We start from the raw sequence: 18,890 nt of genomic DNA on the forward strand, positions 1-18,890 counted from the left end.
AAAACAAACGAATTGAAAAATACAAAGAAAAATGGTGTGCATAGAAAAACGGTCACACAAATCGTGTGACCGTTCATCAGCACCTAATTTAGATATTTAACATGTCTACTTGACAGGGGGCTTATCAGCTTAACAGGTGCCTTATACTTTCCTATTCAAAAACTACACTCTTGTCTAAAAACTCCAGCTTCACCACAACGTATGGATAGGTGACTCCCTGCGTAACCATATCATCCGGTGAAGGACCGATTAAATTAGTGTCTATGTAGATTGCGTTGCTGGTCAGATAAAGATCATCCACTGAGATACTATAGCCACCGCTGTTTTGTTTGCCATATCCAACAACGATATATAAGTAATCCTTGTTGGAATAGGATAATTTAAAAGGGTTTTCTTTCTTTTCATCAATAATTTCTTTTAATTCTCCCGGCAGATCCGCATCCTCTACTACAGTAAACTCTAAATCCTTCAATCTCTTTATATCCGTATCCTCTGTTTTACAGCCTGTTATTCCAAGACCTGTAATTACTATCATAAGAAGCAGAACCAATTTTCTAAGCCTGTTCATCATAGCCTCCATAGAATTAATCACTTATTAAATTCTATGACCTGATTTTATAAAAAATTCAAAAATATATGATAATAAATTATACTGCTAATACTTCAAAACAAAAGCCTGTAATAACACCTACTAACTTCGTTTTATTACAGGCTCTGAATATGTTATTTTTTTCTTACTTTTTTCCTTTCGCTTAGTCCTCAATTCTAACCCGCTGTCCGTTCTTTAACGGGCCGTTCGCTGTATATACTATATTATACCCTGTTAATGTCTCTCCAGACACTGCCGTATAATATTCGTTAGAATCCATTACATTCACTTCCAATTTCTCCACATAATGTTCTACGTTAAACAGTCTTCTGACGGTATTTACCACATAAATATAGCTGGAACCCATCTCTCTTTGTATGCTTCCATGAGGAAGTAATCTACTATAGGTTACGGTAGGTAGCGTCATTGATACTTGTAATTGCTGCGGATCAATCCGTTCATTCTTATCGGGAGCTATGTCCGCCTTATAGGTGCAGATACCTGCCTCAATTTTTTTACTTTTAACCTCCAGCTTAAGGGCTTGATTATCCCTGACCCAATCAAGATTTTCTCCTCGTTTGTAGACAATTACTTCTACGGTAATCTTATCTCCCAGTTTGACATATTCCTCCTGAGATGCCGGACTGGTAAAGACCGCTTCCATGGTCTCCGGATCTGCTATTTCAAATAGAACATCACCGGTTGCTACCTGTCTTCCTTCCGCCAGATTTTGTATCGTAAGTTTACCGTCAACTCTTGCTATTAGTTCAAAGTTCTCATTAAAGCTTTGCTTTACTAAATCAAAATCAGCCTGAGCTTCCTCTACGGCTATCTCTTTTAATCGGATCTGAATTTCAAGGGCCCGCTTTTGATCCGGATCCGTTATCCCGGAAAAGCCCTCCTTCAGTACCTTTAATTCATTTTTCATCGTCTGCAGCGCCGATTCCATCTGTAGGATGGATTTCTCTACCTGATAGCCTTCACAGGAGGCCACAACATCGCCTTCCTTGACCAGAGTTCCCGCCGGTAGAAACACTTCATCTATTTCCAGAAAAAACGGGGCCTCGTGAACCGTCTTAACATTAAAATCAATTGCACCACTAAACGTAATATCCTCATAGAAGGTTCCCTTTTGTGAGGTTACCGTTGTTACGGTTACCAATTCGTCACCGGATAGCTGCTCTGAAAACAAGGAAAACAACACCATGATGATTAAGGCATACGCCCCAATATGTAATAATACCTTTTTCTTTCTACTCATCTTTACTACTCCTCCTACATCGTTAAATTGGTAAATCCGATACTTTCAACCAAATCCTCTTCAAATAGCAAAAACAAAATTAACGGAAACAGCATAAATACTGTACCGATTGCAAATGCCGTTCCCAGGCTTGTGAGTGAACTTGAATTTAATATGATGGAAAGCGGGAATAAGCCTTTGTTTTTTAGGAATACCAAAGGAGCCTCCACCATGTTCCAATTCTCCACGAAGGAAAGTAAAACCAGCGCAGATACCGCCCCCTTTGCAGGAGGCAATATAATTTTCAAAAAGATCTTCCATTCTCCGGCTCCGTCAATTCTGGCTGCCTCACTGATACTTGCCGGAATATCCTTCATAAACTGTGTTAACAAAAACACTCCGAAGGTTGAGAATATAGCAGGAACTGTAACCGCCAAAGCACTATCCAACCAGCCTAATTTATTTAATACATAGAAGTTCGGAACTAAGGTTACCTGTTGGGGCATTACCATAATCACAATACTTATGAAATACAGAATGTTTTTAAAACGAAAGTTAAGCTTAGCATAAGCATAAGCAGCCATAGCTGAAACGATCACCTGAAAGAATACAATGACTACCGTATACCTGACAGAATTCCAGAAAGCATAAATCGCGTCGGTCCGATACCAAAGAACTGTCTTAAACTGCTCTAAGGATGATTCTCCGGGAAACATATTAAGAGAAACAAATTCTCCGTACTTTGCTATCGCTTCCTCCCCTCCGCTCATTAGTACTGCCCCGTACATATCAAGAATAGATGTATGATCACTGAAGGAGTTCGTTATGGTAAAAATGATAGGGAACAATACGATGATGCAAAGTAATCCCAATACTATAATTCTTATGTATCTCATCGTCTACTCTCCCTTCTCTATACGGTTTCTGCGCAGATACAGAAACCCTAATATTAACATTACAAAGGTAAACGTCATTAAGGATGCAATCGATAAATTCTGATAATTAAAATTACGGAAATTATTGTTTAAATAATGCTGTAAAAGGTACAGCCTCTCCGACGGATAATCTCCTGTCAACAGATAAACCTCGCGGAAAATCTTAAATGAGTTTATGAGAGACATTATGATGACGAAAAACATGGTTGATTTAATCAACTTAAGTGTAATATAATACATACACTTTATCTTACCTGCCCCATCAATTTTGGCAGCTTCATAATATTCTTTTGGTATCGCATTGATACCGACAATGAATAGCAGCATGTTATAGCCACAATACTTCCAGACATATATAATTACCATAATAAGTAAACTGTATCTACTGTCCAGAAAATCCACGGTATTCATATTGAAAACACGAAGCACGTGATTAATAAAACCCGATTGCTCAAATAAGATCTGGAATACTATAATTGTAGCAGCTGTGGGAATGACCAGCGGCATAAAGAAAGCTGTGCGAAACACTGCATTTGATACCGTCACTCTTAATAAAAGCAATGCCAACAAAAATGATACAATTATAATAGCCGGCATTGCTAAAAGTAAAAACAATGCATTATTTTTTAAAGCCAGCTGGAAGGAATAGCTCGTAAATACATGTCCGATATTTCGAAACAGATTAAGCGGTGTTACAGAATCGTTTTCTGCCAGGGTAAAACAATAGCTTACATTAACCATAAAGGGCATTATGTAAAATATTAAGAGTCCAAGAACGGATGGTGCTATGAATAAATATGGTCTCAAATTCTTTCTCAACATTTCATATCCTTACCTTTCTTTCATTCTTATTTCGCGTACTGCTTATTCATAAATATATACTTTCAGTAAATGATTTGCCTTCTTTAAGGTTTTATCCCAATTCACAGTACCATCCATATAACCTTTAAAGGCTTCTTCCATGATAGAATTGTACCTATTATCATTCACAATGACTCTTCCGGGTTCTTTTAAATATCTGGTATAGGTATTGAGTTCCTTCTCTGTTAGTGGGATAATCGGCACGCTTGTTCCGTCAAAGTTATATTCAAAGGAAGTTTTATTGCTTAGTTCCAGCATCTCATAATCCAGTACGGTATTGCGGACCGGCAGATTGTAATTAACCCCACTTTGTTGCATAAACTTTGATAGAGCACATTTAATTAATTCAAAGGCTTCCTTCTGGTGTTTTGAGTTTTTATTGACTGCACCACATAGTCTTATGGTAGCCACACTACTGCCGGTATTAAGGTCCGACAGGGAATAGAGCCTGGCCTCCTCATCTCCGGATAAGGCTTTCAGTAAGGATAATGTGAACTTAATTCTATTATGATTTGATATATCATAGCCGTTTAGAAACACCATATCTCCTTCCAGAATAGGGCCATATCTGGAATTGGAGTATCCCTCTAAATCCGCCTCGCTTTTTATAAAATGTTTTTGAATTTCCTTATACCAATCCACATAGATCTTCAATTCGTTTTCGTCAAACTCAACTTTTTTTTCTTTAAAATCCACTACTTGTACATTATTAATTTCTAAAAAATAGGATAAACTAAAGGGGTTCGCAAAGTTAAAACGATTGTCATCGCCAAGTCCGGTAAGTATGTAATTTTCGTGGGCAGCCATAAAATCTTCCATGCTATTCATATTCTCAAAGGATATACCGTTTAGAAAACTATCTACAGCCAAGAACATTTCAACATCATAGTTAATCGGCATAAAAATACGTTTATCGTTGTAGACTCCCGCATCAATAACTTTAGAATTAAAACTACTTAAATCATATTCCGTTTCTTCAATGATTGGATTTAAATCAGCAAACATATTGTTCTTAAGCAAATTATAAGAGCTTTCAAACATTAAAGGATTAAAAAACAAAACATCGGGACCGCCTCCACCCATCATTTCTGTGGTGACCGTCTGTATCATGGTATCCACACTTTCAAACCAGGTAATCGTTACTCCTGCTGCCTTAGTCGCGAACATGTCGTATTGAAACCGTTCCAACAGTGCTGCTATATATTCATCCTCCTGTACTGCATATACATTAAGATTAACTTCTCCTTCAAATAAGGTCTCTGCTGAAAGTACACCTATCGGTTCGGCTGTCTTACTGTTTACGCAAGCTGTTAAAGCTAAGACTGCCAGTACGAAAACCGCTGCCAATCCATATCGTTTTGTCCTCATGAACATCCCCCTTTGGTTTCATAAAATGATAGCAAATATACAAATTTAGCTAATTATAACACATCGCAGATACCAAACAAATGTCTTTTCTTTTATTTAATCTGAAATGAGATAGATATACCCATATTTTAATGGAAAATGAGACAAGACCCAGCCACTTTTTGCAATATCGCCAAAACGTGACTGGGTCTTGTTAACTCTATTCCTTATTAAGATTTATAACACTTTAGCTGTTAGTCCCTGCTGACCTTCTTCAATTAGAATCGTTCCACCGGGCTTTACCTGATCGCTTAGAATAAGTCTGGCACTCAAGGTTTCTACATTCTTTTGAAGATATCTCTTTATCGGTCTTGCTCCGTATACCGGGTCATAGGCAGCAGAAGCAATATACTCCTTGGCTTCCTGCGTAAGCTTAATTTGAACCTCCCGATCTGCAAGCCTTTTATTTAAATCTACCACCATTAGTTCAATAATGCTGCTGATATCTTTCTTTGTAAGAGGTTTAAATAAGATGATTTCATCCAGACGATTTAAAAACTCGGGACGAAAATGCACGCGAAGATCATTCATGACCAAAGTCTCACAGGAACTGTTAATTCCACCGCTTTCATCCACCCCTTCTAAAAGATATCTGGAACCGATATTAGAGGTCATGATAATAATTGTATTCTTAAAATCCACGGTTCTCCCCTGTGAATCCGTAATACGTCCGTCATCCAGTACCTGCAACAGCACATTGAACACATCCGGATGTGCTTTCTCTATCTCATCAAATAATATAACTGCGTAAGGTTTTCTTCGAACTGCTTCTGTTAGCTGACCGCCTTCCTCAAAACCGACATATCCCGGAGGCGCACCGATTAGCCTTGCTACCGAATGCTTCTCCATATATTCGCTCATATCAATTCTTACCATGTTTTGCTCATTATCAAATAAGCTTTCCGCTAATGCCTTCGCCAGCTCTGTTTTACCGACACCGGTTGGCCCAAGAAACAAAAAGGATCCTATGGGCTTACTCGGGTCTTTTATTCCTGCCTTAGAGCGAAGGATAGCATCCGATACAAGATCTACCGCTTCGTTTTGTCCAACCACCCTTTTATGAAGCTGTTCGCTTAGCTGCAAGGTTTTACTTCGCTCACTTTCCGTTAGTTTTGTAACAGGTATTCCACTCCACCTGGAAATAATCTTAGCGATTTCCTCTTCGCTAACATTTTCATGAACCAAAGTATGTTCTTCCTCCTTAAGAAGCTCTTCCTCTTCCTTAAGCTGCTTTTGTAACTGTGGAAGCCTTCCGTACTTTAGCTCTGCTGCCTTATTTAGATCATAATTACGTTCTGCAAGTTCTATCTCATTATTTAACTCCTCCAATGCTTCCCTAAGTTTTTGAACTTTCTCAACAGAGGCCTTTTCATTGTCCCATCTGGCCTTTGCCAAGCCAAATTCCTCTCTTAGCTGTGAAAGCTCCTTCTGAAGTTCTGCCAATCTCTCGGCACTTAATCTGTCATGCTCCTTCTTAAGGGCAGCTTCTTCTATCTCCATCTGCATAATTCTTCGCTGCATATCATCCAGCTCTGTCGGCAAGGAATCCAGTTCTGTCTTAATCAATGCACAAGCTTCATCTACCAGGTCTATCGCTTTATCCGGAAGAAAACGGTCGGAGATATAGCGGTTTGATAATACTGCTGCACTTACCAAAGCACCATCGGTAATCTTAACTCCGTGAAATACTTCATACCGCTCCTTAAGACCTCTTAAGATGGATATGGTGTCCTCAACAGAGGGCTGAGCTACCATAACCGGCTGAAATCTTCGCTCTAAAGCTGCATCCTTTTCGACATACTGACGATATTCATTCAGAGTAGTGGCTCCGATACAGTGAAGCTCTCCTCTGGCCAGCATCGGTTTAAGCATATTACCGGCATCCATCGCTCCTTCGGTCTTACCTGCCCCGACGATAGTATGCAGCTCATCGATAAAGAGAATAACCTGTCCTTCACTTTTTTTTACTTCTTCAAGAACTGCTTTCAGTCGTTCTTCAAATTCACCTCGGTACTTAGCTCCAGCAACTAAAGCCCCCATATCCAATGCGAAGATGCGCTTATCCTTTAAAGATTGCGGGACATCTCCCTTCACAATTCTCTGTGCTAAGCCTTCTACTACTGCCGTTTTTCCTACACCGGGTTCTCCGATTAACACCGGATTGTTCTTTGTTTTACGGGAGAGAATTCGCACTACATTTCTTATCTCCCCATCTCGACCGATCACAGGATCCAGCTTCTGCTCCTTTGCCCGTTCTACCAGATCATATCCGTATTTTTCCAAAGTGTCATAGGTTGCCTCCGGATTATCACTGATTACTCTTTGATTTCCCCTGACACTTTGAAGTGCCTGTAGAAAGGCATCTCTGGTAATTCGAAACTCCTCTATCAATCCTTTTACCGCTTTCCCCGGCTGCTTAAGCATACTGAGGAACAGATGCTCCACCGATATATAGGAATCTCCCATCTGCTTGGCTTCGCTTTCCCCATAGATTAAAATTTTATTTAGATCAGTACTGATATAGTTTTGCCCACCGGAAACCTTTGGCCTCTTATTTAAAAGACCTGTAACCTGGGCTAAGAAAACCTGCGTATCAATTCCCATCTTTTCGAACAGCCTTTTAATCAGGCTTTCCTCTATAGTAAGAAGGCTATAGAGCAAATGCTCCACATCGATTTCCTGATGCCCATAGTCATATGCAAGCTTCTCACAATCCTGCACTGCCTGCAGGGACTTTTGCGTAAATTTATTGATATTCATAATGGTTCCTCCTATTTTATTCTTCTCATCTTTATAATATGAGATACGTCAAGTATATTCTAGATTATTTGTTATATCACAACTATAACACATAGAACTTGATTTATCAAGTCGGTTTTTTTAAAGATAAGTTAAATATCCATTCTTATTAGATAACCATTATAGAGTAGCCATAGCTATAAATTAGATGAACTGATACAAGATGATGCTTGAATGCACACTGTTTTAATAAAACTCAGTCTAATACCTTTTTAATTTGATATTGCGAATTAATCAAGAGCCACAATTGCGAGAAATAGTACATAACATTCCAGATTCCTATTCCATCAATACCATAGTCTTGTAAAATCTTTATTGAGGCATCTATGCTTCTTGCATCCTTAAAATACACAATATGGGGCCGATTAAAATTATCAACATACTCAAAGTATGCAGATAACGTGGTTTCATCATACTGAATAACCGCATTATTTTGTCTGGCTAAAGCTAATGCGGAATCATAATTCAGGGCATTCGCCCTTGTCCGACCTTCCACATAGGGTAACTGCCAGTCGTATCCCAATGTCGGCAGCATAATTCTAATTTTATCAAGGGGAACCTGACTTACAATATAATCGAGTAACGGGCCAGATGTCACAATCGATATTGGATTAGGCGGTCTATCAATAGATCCCAAGTCATAGGTTAAAAATAGTAATCCATCCGATTGCTCACTGAAAGCAGTATAATTAATCTTTTCAAACGTAATCTCGTCCTGATGATAGGTTAAACCGGGATTGATGGTTACATATACGGAATACCCCTGTGGATGTAAACTGTCGGTAATATTTGTTAATAAGTCTAAGTAAAGCTGTTGGTTATTTTCATTAATCAATTGCATTGATATATTTACTCCGTTATAACCCTTCGTTTCCAGAATCGTAAGTATAGTGTCAATAACCTTATCCTGAATTTGCTTATCATTTAAAATCTCAGCCACCGCTTCCAAATCAAAAACACCGGTTTGAGAAAATGCGGTTAGTACCAAGGTGGAAGGTACACCATATAACTTTGCCGTCTCAATTACATCAATATCGTTATCACCTCCGGTTATTTCACCACCAGCAGCAATACGGTGATTAAATATTAACAAAAAAGTTAAGTATGGTAATGTCATTCTTAGAATTTCATCTCTTATAAACGGGTAAGTATAACCGACTACCCATAAACTCCCTTTATCGTTATTATAACTGATAACCAAAGTTTCTCCCGGATAGATATATTGTCGGTTGGCAAGAAACGGATTATTCCTTAGTAACTGCATAACCGTAGTATTAAAAGCATCCGCGATACCTTCTAACGTATCGCCTTCTTCCACTGTATAAACCTGTGACGGATACGTAATAATAAGTGCTTGACCCACAACCAGTTGATAAGGTTCTTCTATATCGTTATCGATTATTAATCTCTCAGCAGTTATACCAAACTGACTGGCAATTGAATTAATTGTATCTCCCTGTTGTACCACATATATCTCCATAAGAATCTCTCCATTCAGCCGATGCATCATAAATTAGCTCGTTATCACAATATTTATAAAGCGTATTCATTCGTTCACAGCTCTCTTTACCTCATGGTTTATTATATGTTATATGATACGACATGTTATTGTAATTTCCTTGTAGCATATTATTTTAAAACTAAAACGGGACATTCGCCTCATTCACCCTAGCCGGAGCTCACATAATCCTACTCTCCAAATAATGTATAAATGAAACCCTATATCCCGTTAATTCTAATACCCTTATATGCAAACTAATTTTAAATTCTTCATATTCAATGTTTTATTATTTGATGCTTACTTTCGCTTGACGATCCATAAAATATTTGATAATCGTACTTCTCTTAATAATACCAATAAAAATATTCTGATCATCTACGACCGGTATAAATCCCTGAAGGATTGCTAAGGAAATGATATCTTCTATTTGTGAATTTATTGAAATCGGTTTATTATCTTTATATCTCTTTACTGTATTGATTGAGATTTTACTTGTATCTTTAAATGTTATTTCTAAGCCATTTTTAAAATACCAAAGCAAATCACCTTCCGTGATTGTGCCAATGTATTTACCGGTTTTATTTAAAATAGGGATTGCCGAATATCTGTGATGTTCCATCTTCTCCATCGTCTGCCTTACGGTAAAAGTATTCTCTACCCATACAATCTCGCTTTTCGGTGTCAAGAAAAATGCTATGTTCATTTTGGCCTCCTTTATGTATTCATACTGTTATCTTTATTATACCAGAAATACTGCATAAAAGAAATGGTATACACAGGATACACTAGATCAATACACAGGATACAACAAATTATCGTTCAGTTATTCTAAAATAAGTATATAAGGTCTTACTTTCTCTCTCATTATAGATTACTTTAAGAAACTTAGGTATTTCATCCTCGGATGCATGCTTATATTCCGGATTAATCCGGTCTATCGCAGCAAAAAAAGTCTTAACCTGCAATGGCTCGAGGGTTACTTTCATAGGTGTTCCATCCTCATTTTTTAAGATATATTCGTTTTTGGGGTTCTCAATTTCAACAAATTTAATATAAAAGTCCTGAGTTTCACGGCTACAATTTAGAAAATCAAAATTATAACCATACTCACTATCATTACCCTCTTCTTCACCTGATGCTTTTATATTATTATGAACTCTGTCGCGATCTATCACTGCATCTAATCCCGTTTGATTACTAAGGACTAAAATATGTGCTGATTTAAATCCAACATGTCCGATTAATGTTATTACAATCAGGATCAGCGGCAAAAACCGTACAATTTTATTCTTTTTGCTATAATTTTGTGCTCTTCCATACAAACTTCCAAATCGCAAGGCTGCTATTACGATGATTCCAAGACATATGAGCACATAAGGAGTAGAGTTAATAGAGTCATATAACCCGTTTTTCTCCAATATGCGATAGATTAAGAATTGATTCTCTGCGGTTTTAGCAAATGCAAAGGTAATAAGAAGCCAAAAGGATAAAAACAGGATACTCATAACATAGGCCCGTTTTTCCTTCTTAATCTTCTCCTGATTTTGTATTAACATTGTTTTATCCTCTTTTATCATAGCTATTTCCTGGGTGTCCGGCACAGGGTGATGCGAACTAAACCTTGTACATAATACCCTTTCCTTTCTTTCTATCCTTATTTTTAAATTTCATGTTATTCATCACCAATATATTAACATACTACGTTATTATTTAAAAGAAGGATTTATATCTTCTGTAAATAATATACTTTTCCGGAAGCATTATTAAGAATGATGCTTCTCTAGGAATGAATACTAGTATAAAATTCATAAAAATTGTCAAATCAAATCAGAATAGATTTTCTATATTTGAGTTATGATGTAAACATAGCCGTATTGTGTAATAATAGATTGATATGGAGGAAAAGATTCGCATGAAGGATACCAATTTTGTATGCCCCATATGCAGTAGCAAAGATCTGACACTGCAGCATGAAGCAAGTTATGTCTACTCCTATAAAATAGACTCTGATGCTCCTGGGCTTCAGAATAAGGAGGAATTTCTGTCTTATTTATATGACCGTCGTGAACAGAAGGATTCCCGTTACTATATTCAATGTAACCATTGTGGCACCCAATATCCTTACTCTATATTTAGAGAGTCTTTAAAACAGGGGGAAAACGATTTTATTATTTAGTTTAATTGGATATAGTAACGGGGATGTGCAAAATGGTTGAGTAGGGGTTCGAATTTATTGTAATACATTTTTTGACGGACATGTTATTGACATGTCCGTCAATCTGTGTGTGAGAAAAGTGTACCTGAATGCATTTTCGTCATATACCCTTCAAAATGAAATTTGAACAGTTCCTTATTTATCAAAGAAAGCTGCAACGAGCATAAATAAGAAATGAACAATTGATTCTTACTCTAATCTGTACTATAATTTATCAAAAGTTATATTCTAAAAGTATGTATAACCCAGACTATTCATGAAGCCATACCTCATATATAATCCGGGTATAAGAAAGAAGAGAGGATCACATCATGAGTAAAAAGAAAAGTAATATAGAAAAAAAGGATTCGATTAAACAATATATCGATCTTTTATACATGACACCTTCACAAGTGAGTGCGAAAGAGATTGCAGCACTTCTTTCAAATTATCATGATCTAAAGATAGAGCTTTGGGATGAGATGAACGTATTAGAACTTAACTTATCTAATAATAATAGCGTGGACTTTGAACCGTTAAATCTTCCTTTTCATAATCCTTCCGATGCAGCATTTGCTAAAAACAGAAATATCCAAACAGTTTTCGCGATCGGAGTAGAACAAAATGACCTTACGAACGTGTTACCCTATTTTGAGAAGATAATAGAGATGTATTCCGGTTTTATCTGTGCAGACAGTGAAGATTTTCAACCGGTATATGCAGGCTCTTCTGATAAGACTTTACGTTAAGTACCTCTTTTGAGTTTTGCTAAGCTAAAATATTCTATTAACTATTTACTATAAAGGAGTTTCTATTTATGAACAGTAACAAAGCGGTCCTACGGGCTGCTCTTCCGCTTACAATTCCCGTATTTACAGGTTTTATTGTCCTCGGTGCTGCCTATGGTATTTTAATGGACAGCAAGGGTTTTTCACTTTTTTGGATCCTTTTTACCAGCCTATTTATCTATGCGGGCTCCATGCAGTTTGTAGCCGTTGCTTTAATCAGTGCAGGCTTTGATCCCATTGGTGCGTTTTTTATGACTTTAATGGTAAATGCCAGACATTTATTTTATGGTATCTCAATGCTCGGTAAGTTTAAAGGCATTGGCCGTATAAAACCCTATATGATATTTTCATTAACGGATGAAACTTTTTCGCTTCTGTGCTCCGTAGAACCTCCGGAGGGTATTGATCGAAAACGATTCATGTTTTTTATATCTGTCTTCATACAAGGGTACTGGGTTACAGGTTCCTTACTGGGTGGTGTTTTAGGAAGTATGTTTAAATTTAATACAAAAGGCATCGATTTTGTCTTAACTGCTTTGTTCGTAGTTATTTTTATTAATCAATGGCAATCTACGAAGAACCATATTCCTGCTTTGATCGGTATTCTGGGAGCAATATTGTGTAGAATTATATTCGGACCGGCAGATTTTATAATTCCCTCCATGATTTTTATTTTACTTATGGTAACTATATTAAAACGGCCAATGGAGAGGAGGGGATTTAAATGACCTATTCGTCAGGACAATTGCTTCTCTTCTTTGGACTAATAGCTCTCGGAACCCTAATCACCCGGGCACTCCCTTTTCTTTTATTTCCGGAGAAAAAGGAAATACCAAAATACATAAAATATTTGGCAGATATTTTACCTTTTACCATTATAGGTTTATTGGTGGTATATTGCCTTAAGGATGTTACTCTGAATAGAACGCCCTATGCACTACCTGAATTCATAAGCATTCTGGCAATTATCGTACTTCATTTATGGAAAAAGAATACCCTCCTCAGCATAGGAGGTGGATCCCTACTATATATGCTATTGGTTCAAAATATATTTGTATGATATTCCGCCGCAAATAGAATGAATTATAGACACCAGATTGTATCGTATGTAGCAACTTGTTATGTTGTAAAAAACCCTTTCTAATAGGAATTTATATCCTATATGAAAGGGTTTTATATTATCATTATATATACCTATTATCTCTATCGTAATCTATCTTAATGTGAATTTCTGATACAGTAAACTATTTTGTAATAAGTTTTAGATTATAGCATCGATGGAGAGGCTATGTTCTTTTGATAAATCTACAAATTTGCTCCCCACACGAATTACCGGTCTTGATAAGGCTAGCTTGTTAATCATAATAACTTCACCTTCACGGCCATCACTCAGTCGAACGATATTATGCATATAAGAATTGACAATTCGCTCCATAAAGACCATCAGATATCCCGGATCATATTTTAAGAAACCGTCCCGTTCAAAGTTTTCCACTACATCAAACGGACAGATTGCTTTACGATATCTTCTATTGGAGGTCATAGCATCATAAACATCTGCGATTGCAATTATCTTAGAGAATTCTTCTATCTGATTTGCTTTAAATCCATTGGGATATCCGGAACCGTCACATCTTTCATGGTGCATTAAAGCAGCATATTTCACTCTGATATCAATTGGTTGGTCCTTTAGGACCTGATACCCTTTAATAGAATGGGTTTTTATGATTTCATATTCATCCCCAGACAGTTTGTCTGCTTTGGTTATGATTTCTTTTGGCACTAACATCTTTCCTATATCATGAAGAAGACCTGCCATTGCCAGTACTCTGGAATCCTCTTTGGACAACTTTAGCCATCCTGCAAAGATGCTACAAATTAATGATACATTCAAAGAGTGGACAAAAGTCAGATCGTCATAGTCTCGAATTCCATGAAGCATTTCGAAAATATGTGCACCGTTTCGACCTTCCCTAAGTATCCGATCGGTATCTGCCAGTAAAGTATCTACATCAAATTCGCTTGATCCGTTGATAACCTGATTAAAACTATCTTCTACATTATTCACGGTTTCAACATAAGTTCTGTTAAACTTTTTAAATTCTACGGTACTTCGTAACATTTCTATGTAGGATTCGTCTTTTTGCTCTTCCGTTTCAGAATCGCTCTTATAGACGAACAATCCATATATATTATAAAATCTCAGTCTGGTTATCATTCGTTCATCAAGTTTAGTACCCTTTGGAATAATTAACTGGTTGTTTGGTGTATACACATCCGTAGCAACTACCATACCCGATTCGGCTTGGTCCGTCCTAATTCTAATTGCCTCCATATTTTCCTTCCACCCCTATCCTGAAATCTTTCGTACCATCTCTTATTTGAGTATACAATTTTAATTTAAGAATTACAAGTAGCAGTTTCGTCAAAATCTAACAAAATTGCCCTACAGGGCGCCCCATCACACTTACCAAGTTTTATCGGTGCCGCTGATAAAAAGTAATTACCTGGTACAATTTCATCCAATACCAGCCCCTCTAACAGAACCACTTCTTTTCCTAATAATTCAAGGTGAACCGGTATGGGTGCATCTTCCGGTCCGACACTCTGTCCCTCAACGCCAACCAAGAGGATACCATAATTATTAAATAGCTTTGCATGCTCTAAAGTTACTGTGTCTTTTCCTTTTATCAATAACCTTTTATTACAGACCTTAAGTACTTTCTGAAGCTCCTCCAGTGTATAATCAGATAAGGAAATTACTGTACAGGGTCCAACACACCGAACCAGATCAATCTGCTCCACCGTTATTCCATTCTCATAAAAATGATAAGGCGCATCCAGATGGGTTGCATTATGAGCTCCCATATTAAATTTTGTTAAGTTACAGGGAGCTCCTTCTGTAATTTTTAAAATTCGCTCGTATTCAGGGGCCGGATCACCGGGATACACTCTACCATGAAACAACTCCTGAGATATATCATATAATTTCATTTTGTACTCCTATGCTATTAGTTACAGTTTATTTGACCATAGAAACTATGGTAATCATCATGAAATTTCTATCTTACATAGATATCTGTAGAACAACGGATACAAGTATCCGCGAGGATCACTGTATTATAAGTTCAACCGGACAATGATCACTGCCCATCACATCCATATGAATGATACTGTCGTTTATTTTATCCTTAATTCTATCTGATACAATAAAATAATCAATGCGCCATCCTGCGTTTTTTTCCCTTGCCTTAAACATATAGGACCACCAGGTATAAACCCCTTCTAAATCAGGATATTTATATCGAAAGGTATCTACAAAACCACTATCTAACAGCTTCGTCATTTTTTCTCTCTCTTCTATTGTAAATCCTGCATTTTTAACATTTGTTTTAGGATTTTTCAGATCGATTTCCTTGTGGGCAACATTTAAATCTCCGCAAAGTATTACAGGCTTTTTCTGATCAAGCCCAAGGATATAATCACGAAAATCCTCTTCCCATTCCATTCTGTAATCCAGCCTTGCCAGCTCTCTCTGAGAATTCGGGGTATATACGGTTACCAGATAATACTCCTCAAACTCCAATGTAATTACTCTTCCCTCATCGTTATGCTTGTCCATGCATAGATCAAAACAGACGCTAATTGGTTCTTTTTTTGTAAAAACAGCAGTACCGGAATATCCCTTCTTAACAGCCGAATTAAAATATTGATGATACCCTTCAAAGGAAATCTCTACCTGCTCCGGTTGAAGCTTAGTTTCCTGAATGCAGAATACATCGGCATCTACTTTTTTGAAAAAATCTTCAAATCCTTTATTTAAGCAAGCCCTAAGCCCGTTTACATTCCATGATACAAAATTCATTTTCTTCTTACCTCCTCTTTTCATATAATTACTTTTTAGATAATCAATCCTTCTTCGAAGCTGTATTAATATCCTTAAATTTTTGTAGATAAAATCTAGTGCGACTATTATATTGTCTTTCTGAGGATATGACTTATCATAAGCTATTTTTATAAATGAATAATCACATCATAAAGCTCGTCTACCGTTTCAGCCAACCCGTCTGCTCCTGCCACCATAAGCTCTTCCTTACTTCCAAAACCATATAATACTCCTATGGATGCTATACCCACGGCTTTAGCTCCTTCAATATCATACTTTCGGTCACCTACCATAACCACCTTGTCTAAATCAGCGATTCGGTTTCTTTCCAAAGCATAACGGATAACCTCTTCCTTCTTAGAACGGGTGTCATCTATAGCCGCTCCACAGATATCATCAAAATATACTTCTATGTGAAAATGCTCCAAAATCTTCCTTGCAAATACCTCTGGCTTTGAAGTCGCTACAATGATCATTTTTCCTGCTTCTTTTAGCTTTGATAAAAGCAACTCTATACCCTCATATACTTCATTTTCAAAGATTCCGGTTTCTTCGAAATACTCGCGGAATTTCTTTATCGCTTTCTCTGTTTCTTCTTCGTTAAAGCCATAGCTTTCCATAATCCCCTCTTTTAAGGGTGGTCCAATATGCTTGGTTAAGGTATCTAAATCATCAACTATTATATTTCTTGATTTTAGTGCATACTGCATTGATTTTGTAATTCCAAGCTTCGGATTCGTTAATGTTCCGTCTAAGTCAATTAGAATATATTCCTTCATGTTACTTCCTTCCTTTGTCCTATCCTATGAATCTATCTTTCTTCGGGTTTTCTAACCTGTTTTATACTTTTCTCCACCTGTTTTCTAGGTAGCATTACCTGGTGACCGCAGCCCAAGCATTTTAAACGAAAATCCATCCCTACGCGGAGTATTTCCCACTCGCTGCTTCCACAGGGATGTTGTTTTTTTAATTTAACAATCTCTCCGACTTTCAAATCCATACTTATCACTCCTGCCTTAAAATACTCTTTTCTTCACGGTAACTTATGTCTTATTTATGATCGAATTGGTTTCTACATGAATATTAATTGTAAGTAATTATATCGTACATAATCAAAGTATACCCTTTTTATTACATAACACTATAATAAGTTTTCATAAGGTAGTATACCACAATTTTCTATTATTTAAAATTAATATTTGCTTGCATTCTTTTATAATGTGTTGTAGTATATGTATATACCTTACATAGTTTTCATTACTACATCACATAATACTAACACGTGCCATAAAGTTTCATATACTATGTTGTGTATACAGTGCAGTATCTTAGGTAAAAATATTAATACAATATAACATTAAAGGAGCTGATTATTATGACAATAAAAAAAATGAAAGCAAAAGACCCCGGTAGCGCGATGACGCATTTCATAGGAACAATCATGGCTTTATTTGCTTCTACCCCTTTATTAATTAAGGCCGCTGCCAGCCCCGGTTATATTCACACCGTTTCTCTGGGCGTATTTATGTTAAGCATGATTTTATTATATGTGGCAAGTACTGTCTACCATACCTTAAATATATCGACAACAATTAATCGACGATTAAAAAAGTTTGATCATATGATGATTTACGTCCTAATTGCAGGAACCTATACCCCTATATGTATCATAGCTCTGGATAAAGCAGTGGGCTTACCACTTCTAGCGTTAATCTGGGGATTGGCAATTGTGGGAATCATCGTAACCGGAGTATGGGTCAATTGTCCAAAGTGGTTCTCCTCCGTTGTATATATTGCTATGGGATGGACCTGTGTTCTGGCCTTTACACAGATTATAAACTCACTTCCAAAAGCCGGCTTTTATTGGCTGTTAGCTGGAGGAATTATTTATACGATTGGTGGAGTTATCTATGCCTTAAAGCTTCCCATCTTCAATAGCAAACATAAATACTTCGGGTCCCATGAAATCTTTCACCTATTTGTAATGGGCGGTAGCTTATGCCACTTTATCCTAATGTATAACTATATCTCTGTTATGCCTTAAATCTCAAGGTAGTTAAAGTTTCAGTTTCATTATATTGCATGCTACTTAATAAATTATAGAATGATACCGGCAGAAACTTCAATCAAGTTTCTGTCGATTTTTTATTGATCTATAAGTCTACAGAACGGATGCTACATAAGTCCGGTAAACAGATTCCGTTCCTATACGAAGGTTAGTGTTCCTTAAAAAAACTAACCAGAGGCTTACATCCCTTGTAATTCATGCTTGTGTTCCTTCTTCGTAGACAGGAAGCCATGGATCGGGTTTCTATAAAGCCTTACTTTAACCTTTTTATAGGAACACTTACTGAGATTAGGAACGTTTTGTTTGTAACATGTCCATGGATGGAAATGTTAGGAGTTTGCAGCACGGATGCTGCATAAGCTCCGACAAACAGATTTCGTTCATAATCGAAGTTTAGTGTTCCTTAAAAAGATTAATCGGAAGGCTGATAGAAACCCGGTCCATGGCTTTCTGTCTCTCGAACATGTAACTTATTTGCACAACAAATTCGCCCCTTAAAAAAGGGGCGAACTGTCATATCTATGTTAAGCAGCCGAATATTTCTGGTAAGGTATCAAGGCAGTAATCTGTTCACACTCAACATGAGGTAAAAGGAAATTCGGTTGCGAATGATCAAAGATAT

At 36.9% G+C, this 18,890-nt stretch carries 19 protein-coding genes; 5 read left to right on the plus strand and 14 right to left on the minus strand.

The window, feature by feature from the left end:
- Positions 1 to 151: 151 nt before the first annotated feature.
- The 9 genes from I5677_RS13220 to I5677_RS13260 all read right to left on the minus strand — a co-directional run bounded on the left by I5677_RS13220 (position 152) and on the right by I5677_RS13260 (position 10,888).
- A complete protein-coding gene (locus I5677_RS13220) occupies positions 152 to 568 on the minus strand; it encodes a protease complex subunit PrcB family protein (RefSeq protein WP_243456603.1) in 417 nt (138 codons plus the stop codon).
- A 184-nt stretch (positions 569 to 752) separates the two neighbouring features.
- Positions 753 to 1,850 carry an efflux RND transporter periplasmic adaptor subunit gene (locus tag I5677_RS13225; protein WP_197662111.1) on the minus strand — a complete coding sequence of 366 codons (1,098 nt, stop codon included), beginning with the start codon at positions 1,848 to 1,850 and terminating at the stop codon, positions 753 to 755.
- A 14-nt stretch (positions 1,851 to 1,864) separates the two neighbouring features.
- The gene (locus tag I5677_RS13230; protein ID WP_197662112.1) at positions 1,865 to 2,725 is read right to left on the minus strand and encodes a carbohydrate ABC transporter permease; all 861 of its coding nucleotides are present in this window, start codon (positions 2,723 to 2,725) and stop codon (positions 1,865 to 1,867) included.
- Positions 2,726 to 2,728: 3 nt separating this feature from the next.
- Positions 2,729 to 3,571: a carbohydrate ABC transporter permease gene (locus I5677_RS13235; RefSeq protein ID WP_197662113.1), complete on the minus strand. Its 843-nt coding sequence runs from the start codon at positions 3,569 to 3,571 to the stop codon at positions 2,729 to 2,731.
- Between the two features lie 57 nt (positions 3,572 to 3,628).
- On the minus strand, positions 3,629 to 4,993 hold the full coding sequence (locus I5677_RS13240; protein ID WP_197662114.1) for an ABC transporter substrate-binding protein: 1,365 nt from the start codon (positions 4,991 to 4,993) through the stop codon (positions 3,629 to 3,631).
- A 216-nt stretch (positions 4,994 to 5,209) separates the two neighbouring features.
- Complete coding sequence (clpB, locus tag I5677_RS13245; RefSeq protein ID WP_197662115.1) at positions 5,210 to 7,792, minus strand: ATP-dependent chaperone ClpB; 2,583 nt, start codon at positions 7,790 to 7,792, stop codon at positions 5,210 to 5,212.
- 235 nt (positions 7,793 to 8,027) lie between these two features.
- Entirely contained in the window at positions 8,028 to 9,311 is a 1,284-nt protein-coding gene (locus I5677_RS13250; RefSeq protein WP_197662116.1) for a LysM peptidoglycan-binding domain-containing protein, read from the minus strand.
- Positions 9,312 to 9,618: 307 nt separating this feature from the next.
- Positions 9,619 to 10,035 (minus strand): CBS domain-containing protein, encoded by a 417-nt coding sequence (locus tag I5677_RS13255; protein WP_197662117.1) that lies wholly within the window; start codon positions 10,033 to 10,035, stop codon positions 9,619 to 9,621.
- Between the two features lie 109 nt (positions 10,036 to 10,144).
- A complete protein-coding gene (locus I5677_RS13260) occupies positions 10,145 to 10,888 on the minus strand; it encodes a hypothetical protein (RefSeq protein WP_197662118.1) in 744 nt (247 codons plus the stop codon).
- A 356-nt stretch (positions 10,889 to 11,244) separates the two neighbouring features.
- On the opposite strand from I5677_RS13260, the gene I5677_RS13265 reads away from it, so the two are divergent.
- The 4 genes from I5677_RS13265 (at position 11,245) to I5677_RS13280 (ending at position 13,374) form a co-directional block, all read left to right on the plus strand.
- Positions 11,245 to 11,508 carry a hypothetical protein gene (locus I5677_RS13265; RefSeq protein ID WP_197662119.1) on the plus strand — a complete coding sequence of 88 codons (264 nt, stop codon included), beginning with the start codon at positions 11,245 to 11,247 and terminating at the stop codon, positions 11,506 to 11,508.
- Positions 11,509 to 11,858: 350 nt separating this feature from the next.
- A complete protein-coding gene (locus I5677_RS13270) occupies positions 11,859 to 12,275 on the plus strand; it encodes a hypothetical protein (protein WP_197662120.1) in 417 nt (138 codons plus the stop codon).
- Positions 12,276 to 12,343: 68 nt separating this feature from the next.
- Complete coding sequence (locus I5677_RS13275) at positions 12,344 to 13,042, plus strand: AzlC family ABC transporter permease (RefSeq protein ID WP_197662121.1); 699 nt, start codon at positions 12,344 to 12,346, stop codon at positions 13,040 to 13,042.
- Positions 13,039 to 13,374: a branched-chain amino acid transporter permease gene (locus tag I5677_RS13280; RefSeq protein WP_197662122.1), complete on the plus strand. Its 336-nt coding sequence runs from the start codon at positions 13,039 to 13,041 to the stop codon at positions 13,372 to 13,374. Before I5677_RS13275 ends, I5677_RS13280 begins: the two co-directional genes overlap by 4 nt.
- A 201-nt stretch (positions 13,375 to 13,575) precedes the next feature.
- On the opposite strand, the gene I5677_RS13285 is transcribed toward I5677_RS13280, so the two are convergent.
- From I5677_RS13285 to I5677_RS13305, 5 genes are all read right to left on the minus strand, one after another.
- Complete coding sequence (locus I5677_RS13285) at positions 13,576 to 14,649, minus strand: HD-GYP domain-containing protein (RefSeq protein WP_197662123.1); 1,074 nt, start codon at positions 14,647 to 14,649, stop codon at positions 13,576 to 13,578.
- Positions 14,650 to 14,714: 65 nt separating this feature from the next.
- Positions 14,715 to 15,308 carry a cyclase family protein gene (locus tag I5677_RS13290; protein ID WP_197662124.1) on the minus strand — a complete coding sequence of 198 codons (594 nt, stop codon included), beginning with the start codon at positions 15,306 to 15,308 and terminating at the stop codon, positions 14,715 to 14,717.
- A 118-nt stretch (positions 15,309 to 15,426) separates the two neighbouring features.
- The gene (locus I5677_RS13295; protein WP_197662125.1) at positions 15,427 to 16,179 is read right to left on the minus strand and encodes an exodeoxyribonuclease III; all 753 of its coding nucleotides are present in this window, start codon (positions 16,177 to 16,179) and stop codon (positions 15,427 to 15,429) included.
- Positions 16,180 to 16,328: 149 nt separating this feature from the next.
- Positions 16,329 to 16,979 (minus strand): HAD family hydrolase, encoded by a 651-nt coding sequence (locus I5677_RS13300; protein ID WP_197662126.1) that lies wholly within the window; start codon positions 16,977 to 16,979, stop codon positions 16,329 to 16,331.
- A 32-nt stretch (positions 16,980 to 17,011) separates the two neighbouring features.
- A complete protein-coding gene (locus I5677_RS13305; protein ID WP_197662127.1) occupies positions 17,012 to 17,200 on the minus strand; it encodes a DUF951 domain-containing protein in 189 nt (62 codons plus the stop codon).
- 375 nt (positions 17,201 to 17,575) lie between these two features.
- On the opposite strand from I5677_RS13305, the gene trhA reads away from it, so the two are divergent.
- Positions 17,576 to 18,244 (plus strand): PAQR family membrane homeostasis protein TrhA, encoded by a 669-nt coding sequence (gene trhA, locus I5677_RS13310; protein ID WP_197662128.1) that lies wholly within the window; start codon positions 17,576 to 17,578, stop codon positions 18,242 to 18,244.
- Positions 18,245 to 18,890 lie beyond the last annotated feature (646 nt).

Origin of the sequence: Mobilitalea sibirica (assembly GCF_015999265.1) — a bacterium.
Taxonomy (GTDB): Bacteria; Bacillota; Clostridia; order Lachnospirales; family Lachnospiraceae; genus Mobilitalea; species Mobilitalea sibirica.

What these genes read in the sequence shown, in the direction of transcription:
- trhA (WP_197662128.1), top strand. Translation starts at nt 17,576, where the DNA reads ATGACAATAAAAAAAATGAAAGCAAAAGACCCCGGTAGCGCGATGACG.
- I5677_RS13300 (WP_197662126.1), bottom strand. Translation starts at nt 16,979, where the DNA reads ATGAAGGAATATATTCTAATTGACTTAGACGGAACATTAACGAATCCG.
- I5677_RS13225 (WP_197662111.1), bottom strand. Translation starts at nt 1,850, where the DNA reads ATGAGTAGAAAGAAAAAGGTATTATTACATATTGGGGCGTATGCCTTA.
- I5677_RS13240 (WP_197662114.1), bottom strand. Translation starts at nt 4,993, where the DNA reads ATGAGGACAAAACGATATGGATTGGCAGCGGTTTTCGTACTGGCAGTC.
- I5677_RS13250 (WP_197662116.1), bottom strand. Translation starts at nt 9,311, where the DNA reads ATGGAGATATATGTGGTACAACAGGGAGATACAATTAATTCAATTGCC.
- I5677_RS13305 (WP_197662127.1), bottom strand. Translation starts at nt 17,200, where the DNA reads ATGGATTTGAAAGTCGGAGAGATTGTTAAATTAAAAAAACAACATCCC.
- I5677_RS13255 (WP_197662117.1), bottom strand. Translation starts at nt 10,035, where the DNA reads ATGAACATAGCATTTTTCTTGACACCGAAAAGCGAGATTGTATGGGTA.
- I5677_RS13295 (WP_197662125.1), bottom strand. Translation starts at nt 16,179, where the DNA reads ATGAATTTTGTATCATGGAATGTAAACGGGCTTAGGGCTTGCTTAAAT.
- I5677_RS13260 (WP_197662118.1), bottom strand. Translation starts at nt 10,888, where the DNA reads ATGTTAATACAAAATCAGGAGAAGATTAAGAAGGAAAAACGGGCCTAT.
- I5677_RS13275 (WP_197662121.1), top strand. Translation starts at nt 12,344, where the DNA reads ATGAACAGTAACAAAGCGGTCCTACGGGCTGCTCTTCCGCTTACAATT.
- I5677_RS13280 (WP_197662122.1), top strand. Translation starts at nt 13,039, where the DNA reads ATGACCTATTCGTCAGGACAATTGCTTCTCTTCTTTGGACTAATAGCT.
- I5677_RS13285 (WP_197662123.1), bottom strand. Translation starts at nt 14,649, where the DNA reads ATGGAGGCAATTAGAATTAGGACGGACCAAGCCGAATCGGGTATGGTA.
- I5677_RS13265 (WP_197662119.1), top strand. Translation starts at nt 11,245, where the DNA reads ATGAAGGATACCAATTTTGTATGCCCCATATGCAGTAGCAAAGATCTG.
- I5677_RS13220 (WP_243456603.1), bottom strand. Translation starts at nt 568, where the DNA reads ATGAACAGGCTTAGAAAATTGGTTCTGCTTCTTATGATAGTAATTACA.
- I5677_RS13230 (WP_197662112.1), bottom strand. Translation starts at nt 2,725, where the DNA reads ATGAGATACATAAGAATTATAGTATTGGGATTACTTTGCATCATCGTA.
- clpB (WP_197662115.1), bottom strand. Translation starts at nt 7,792, where the DNA reads ATGAATATCAATAAATTTACGCAAAAGTCCCTGCAGGCAGTGCAGGAT.
- I5677_RS13290 (WP_197662124.1), bottom strand. Translation starts at nt 15,308, where the DNA reads ATGAAATTATATGATATATCTCAGGAGTTGTTTCATGGTAGAGTGTAT.
- I5677_RS13270 (WP_197662120.1), top strand. Translation starts at nt 11,859, where the DNA reads ATGAGTAAAAAGAAAAGTAATATAGAAAAAAAGGATTCGATTAAACAA.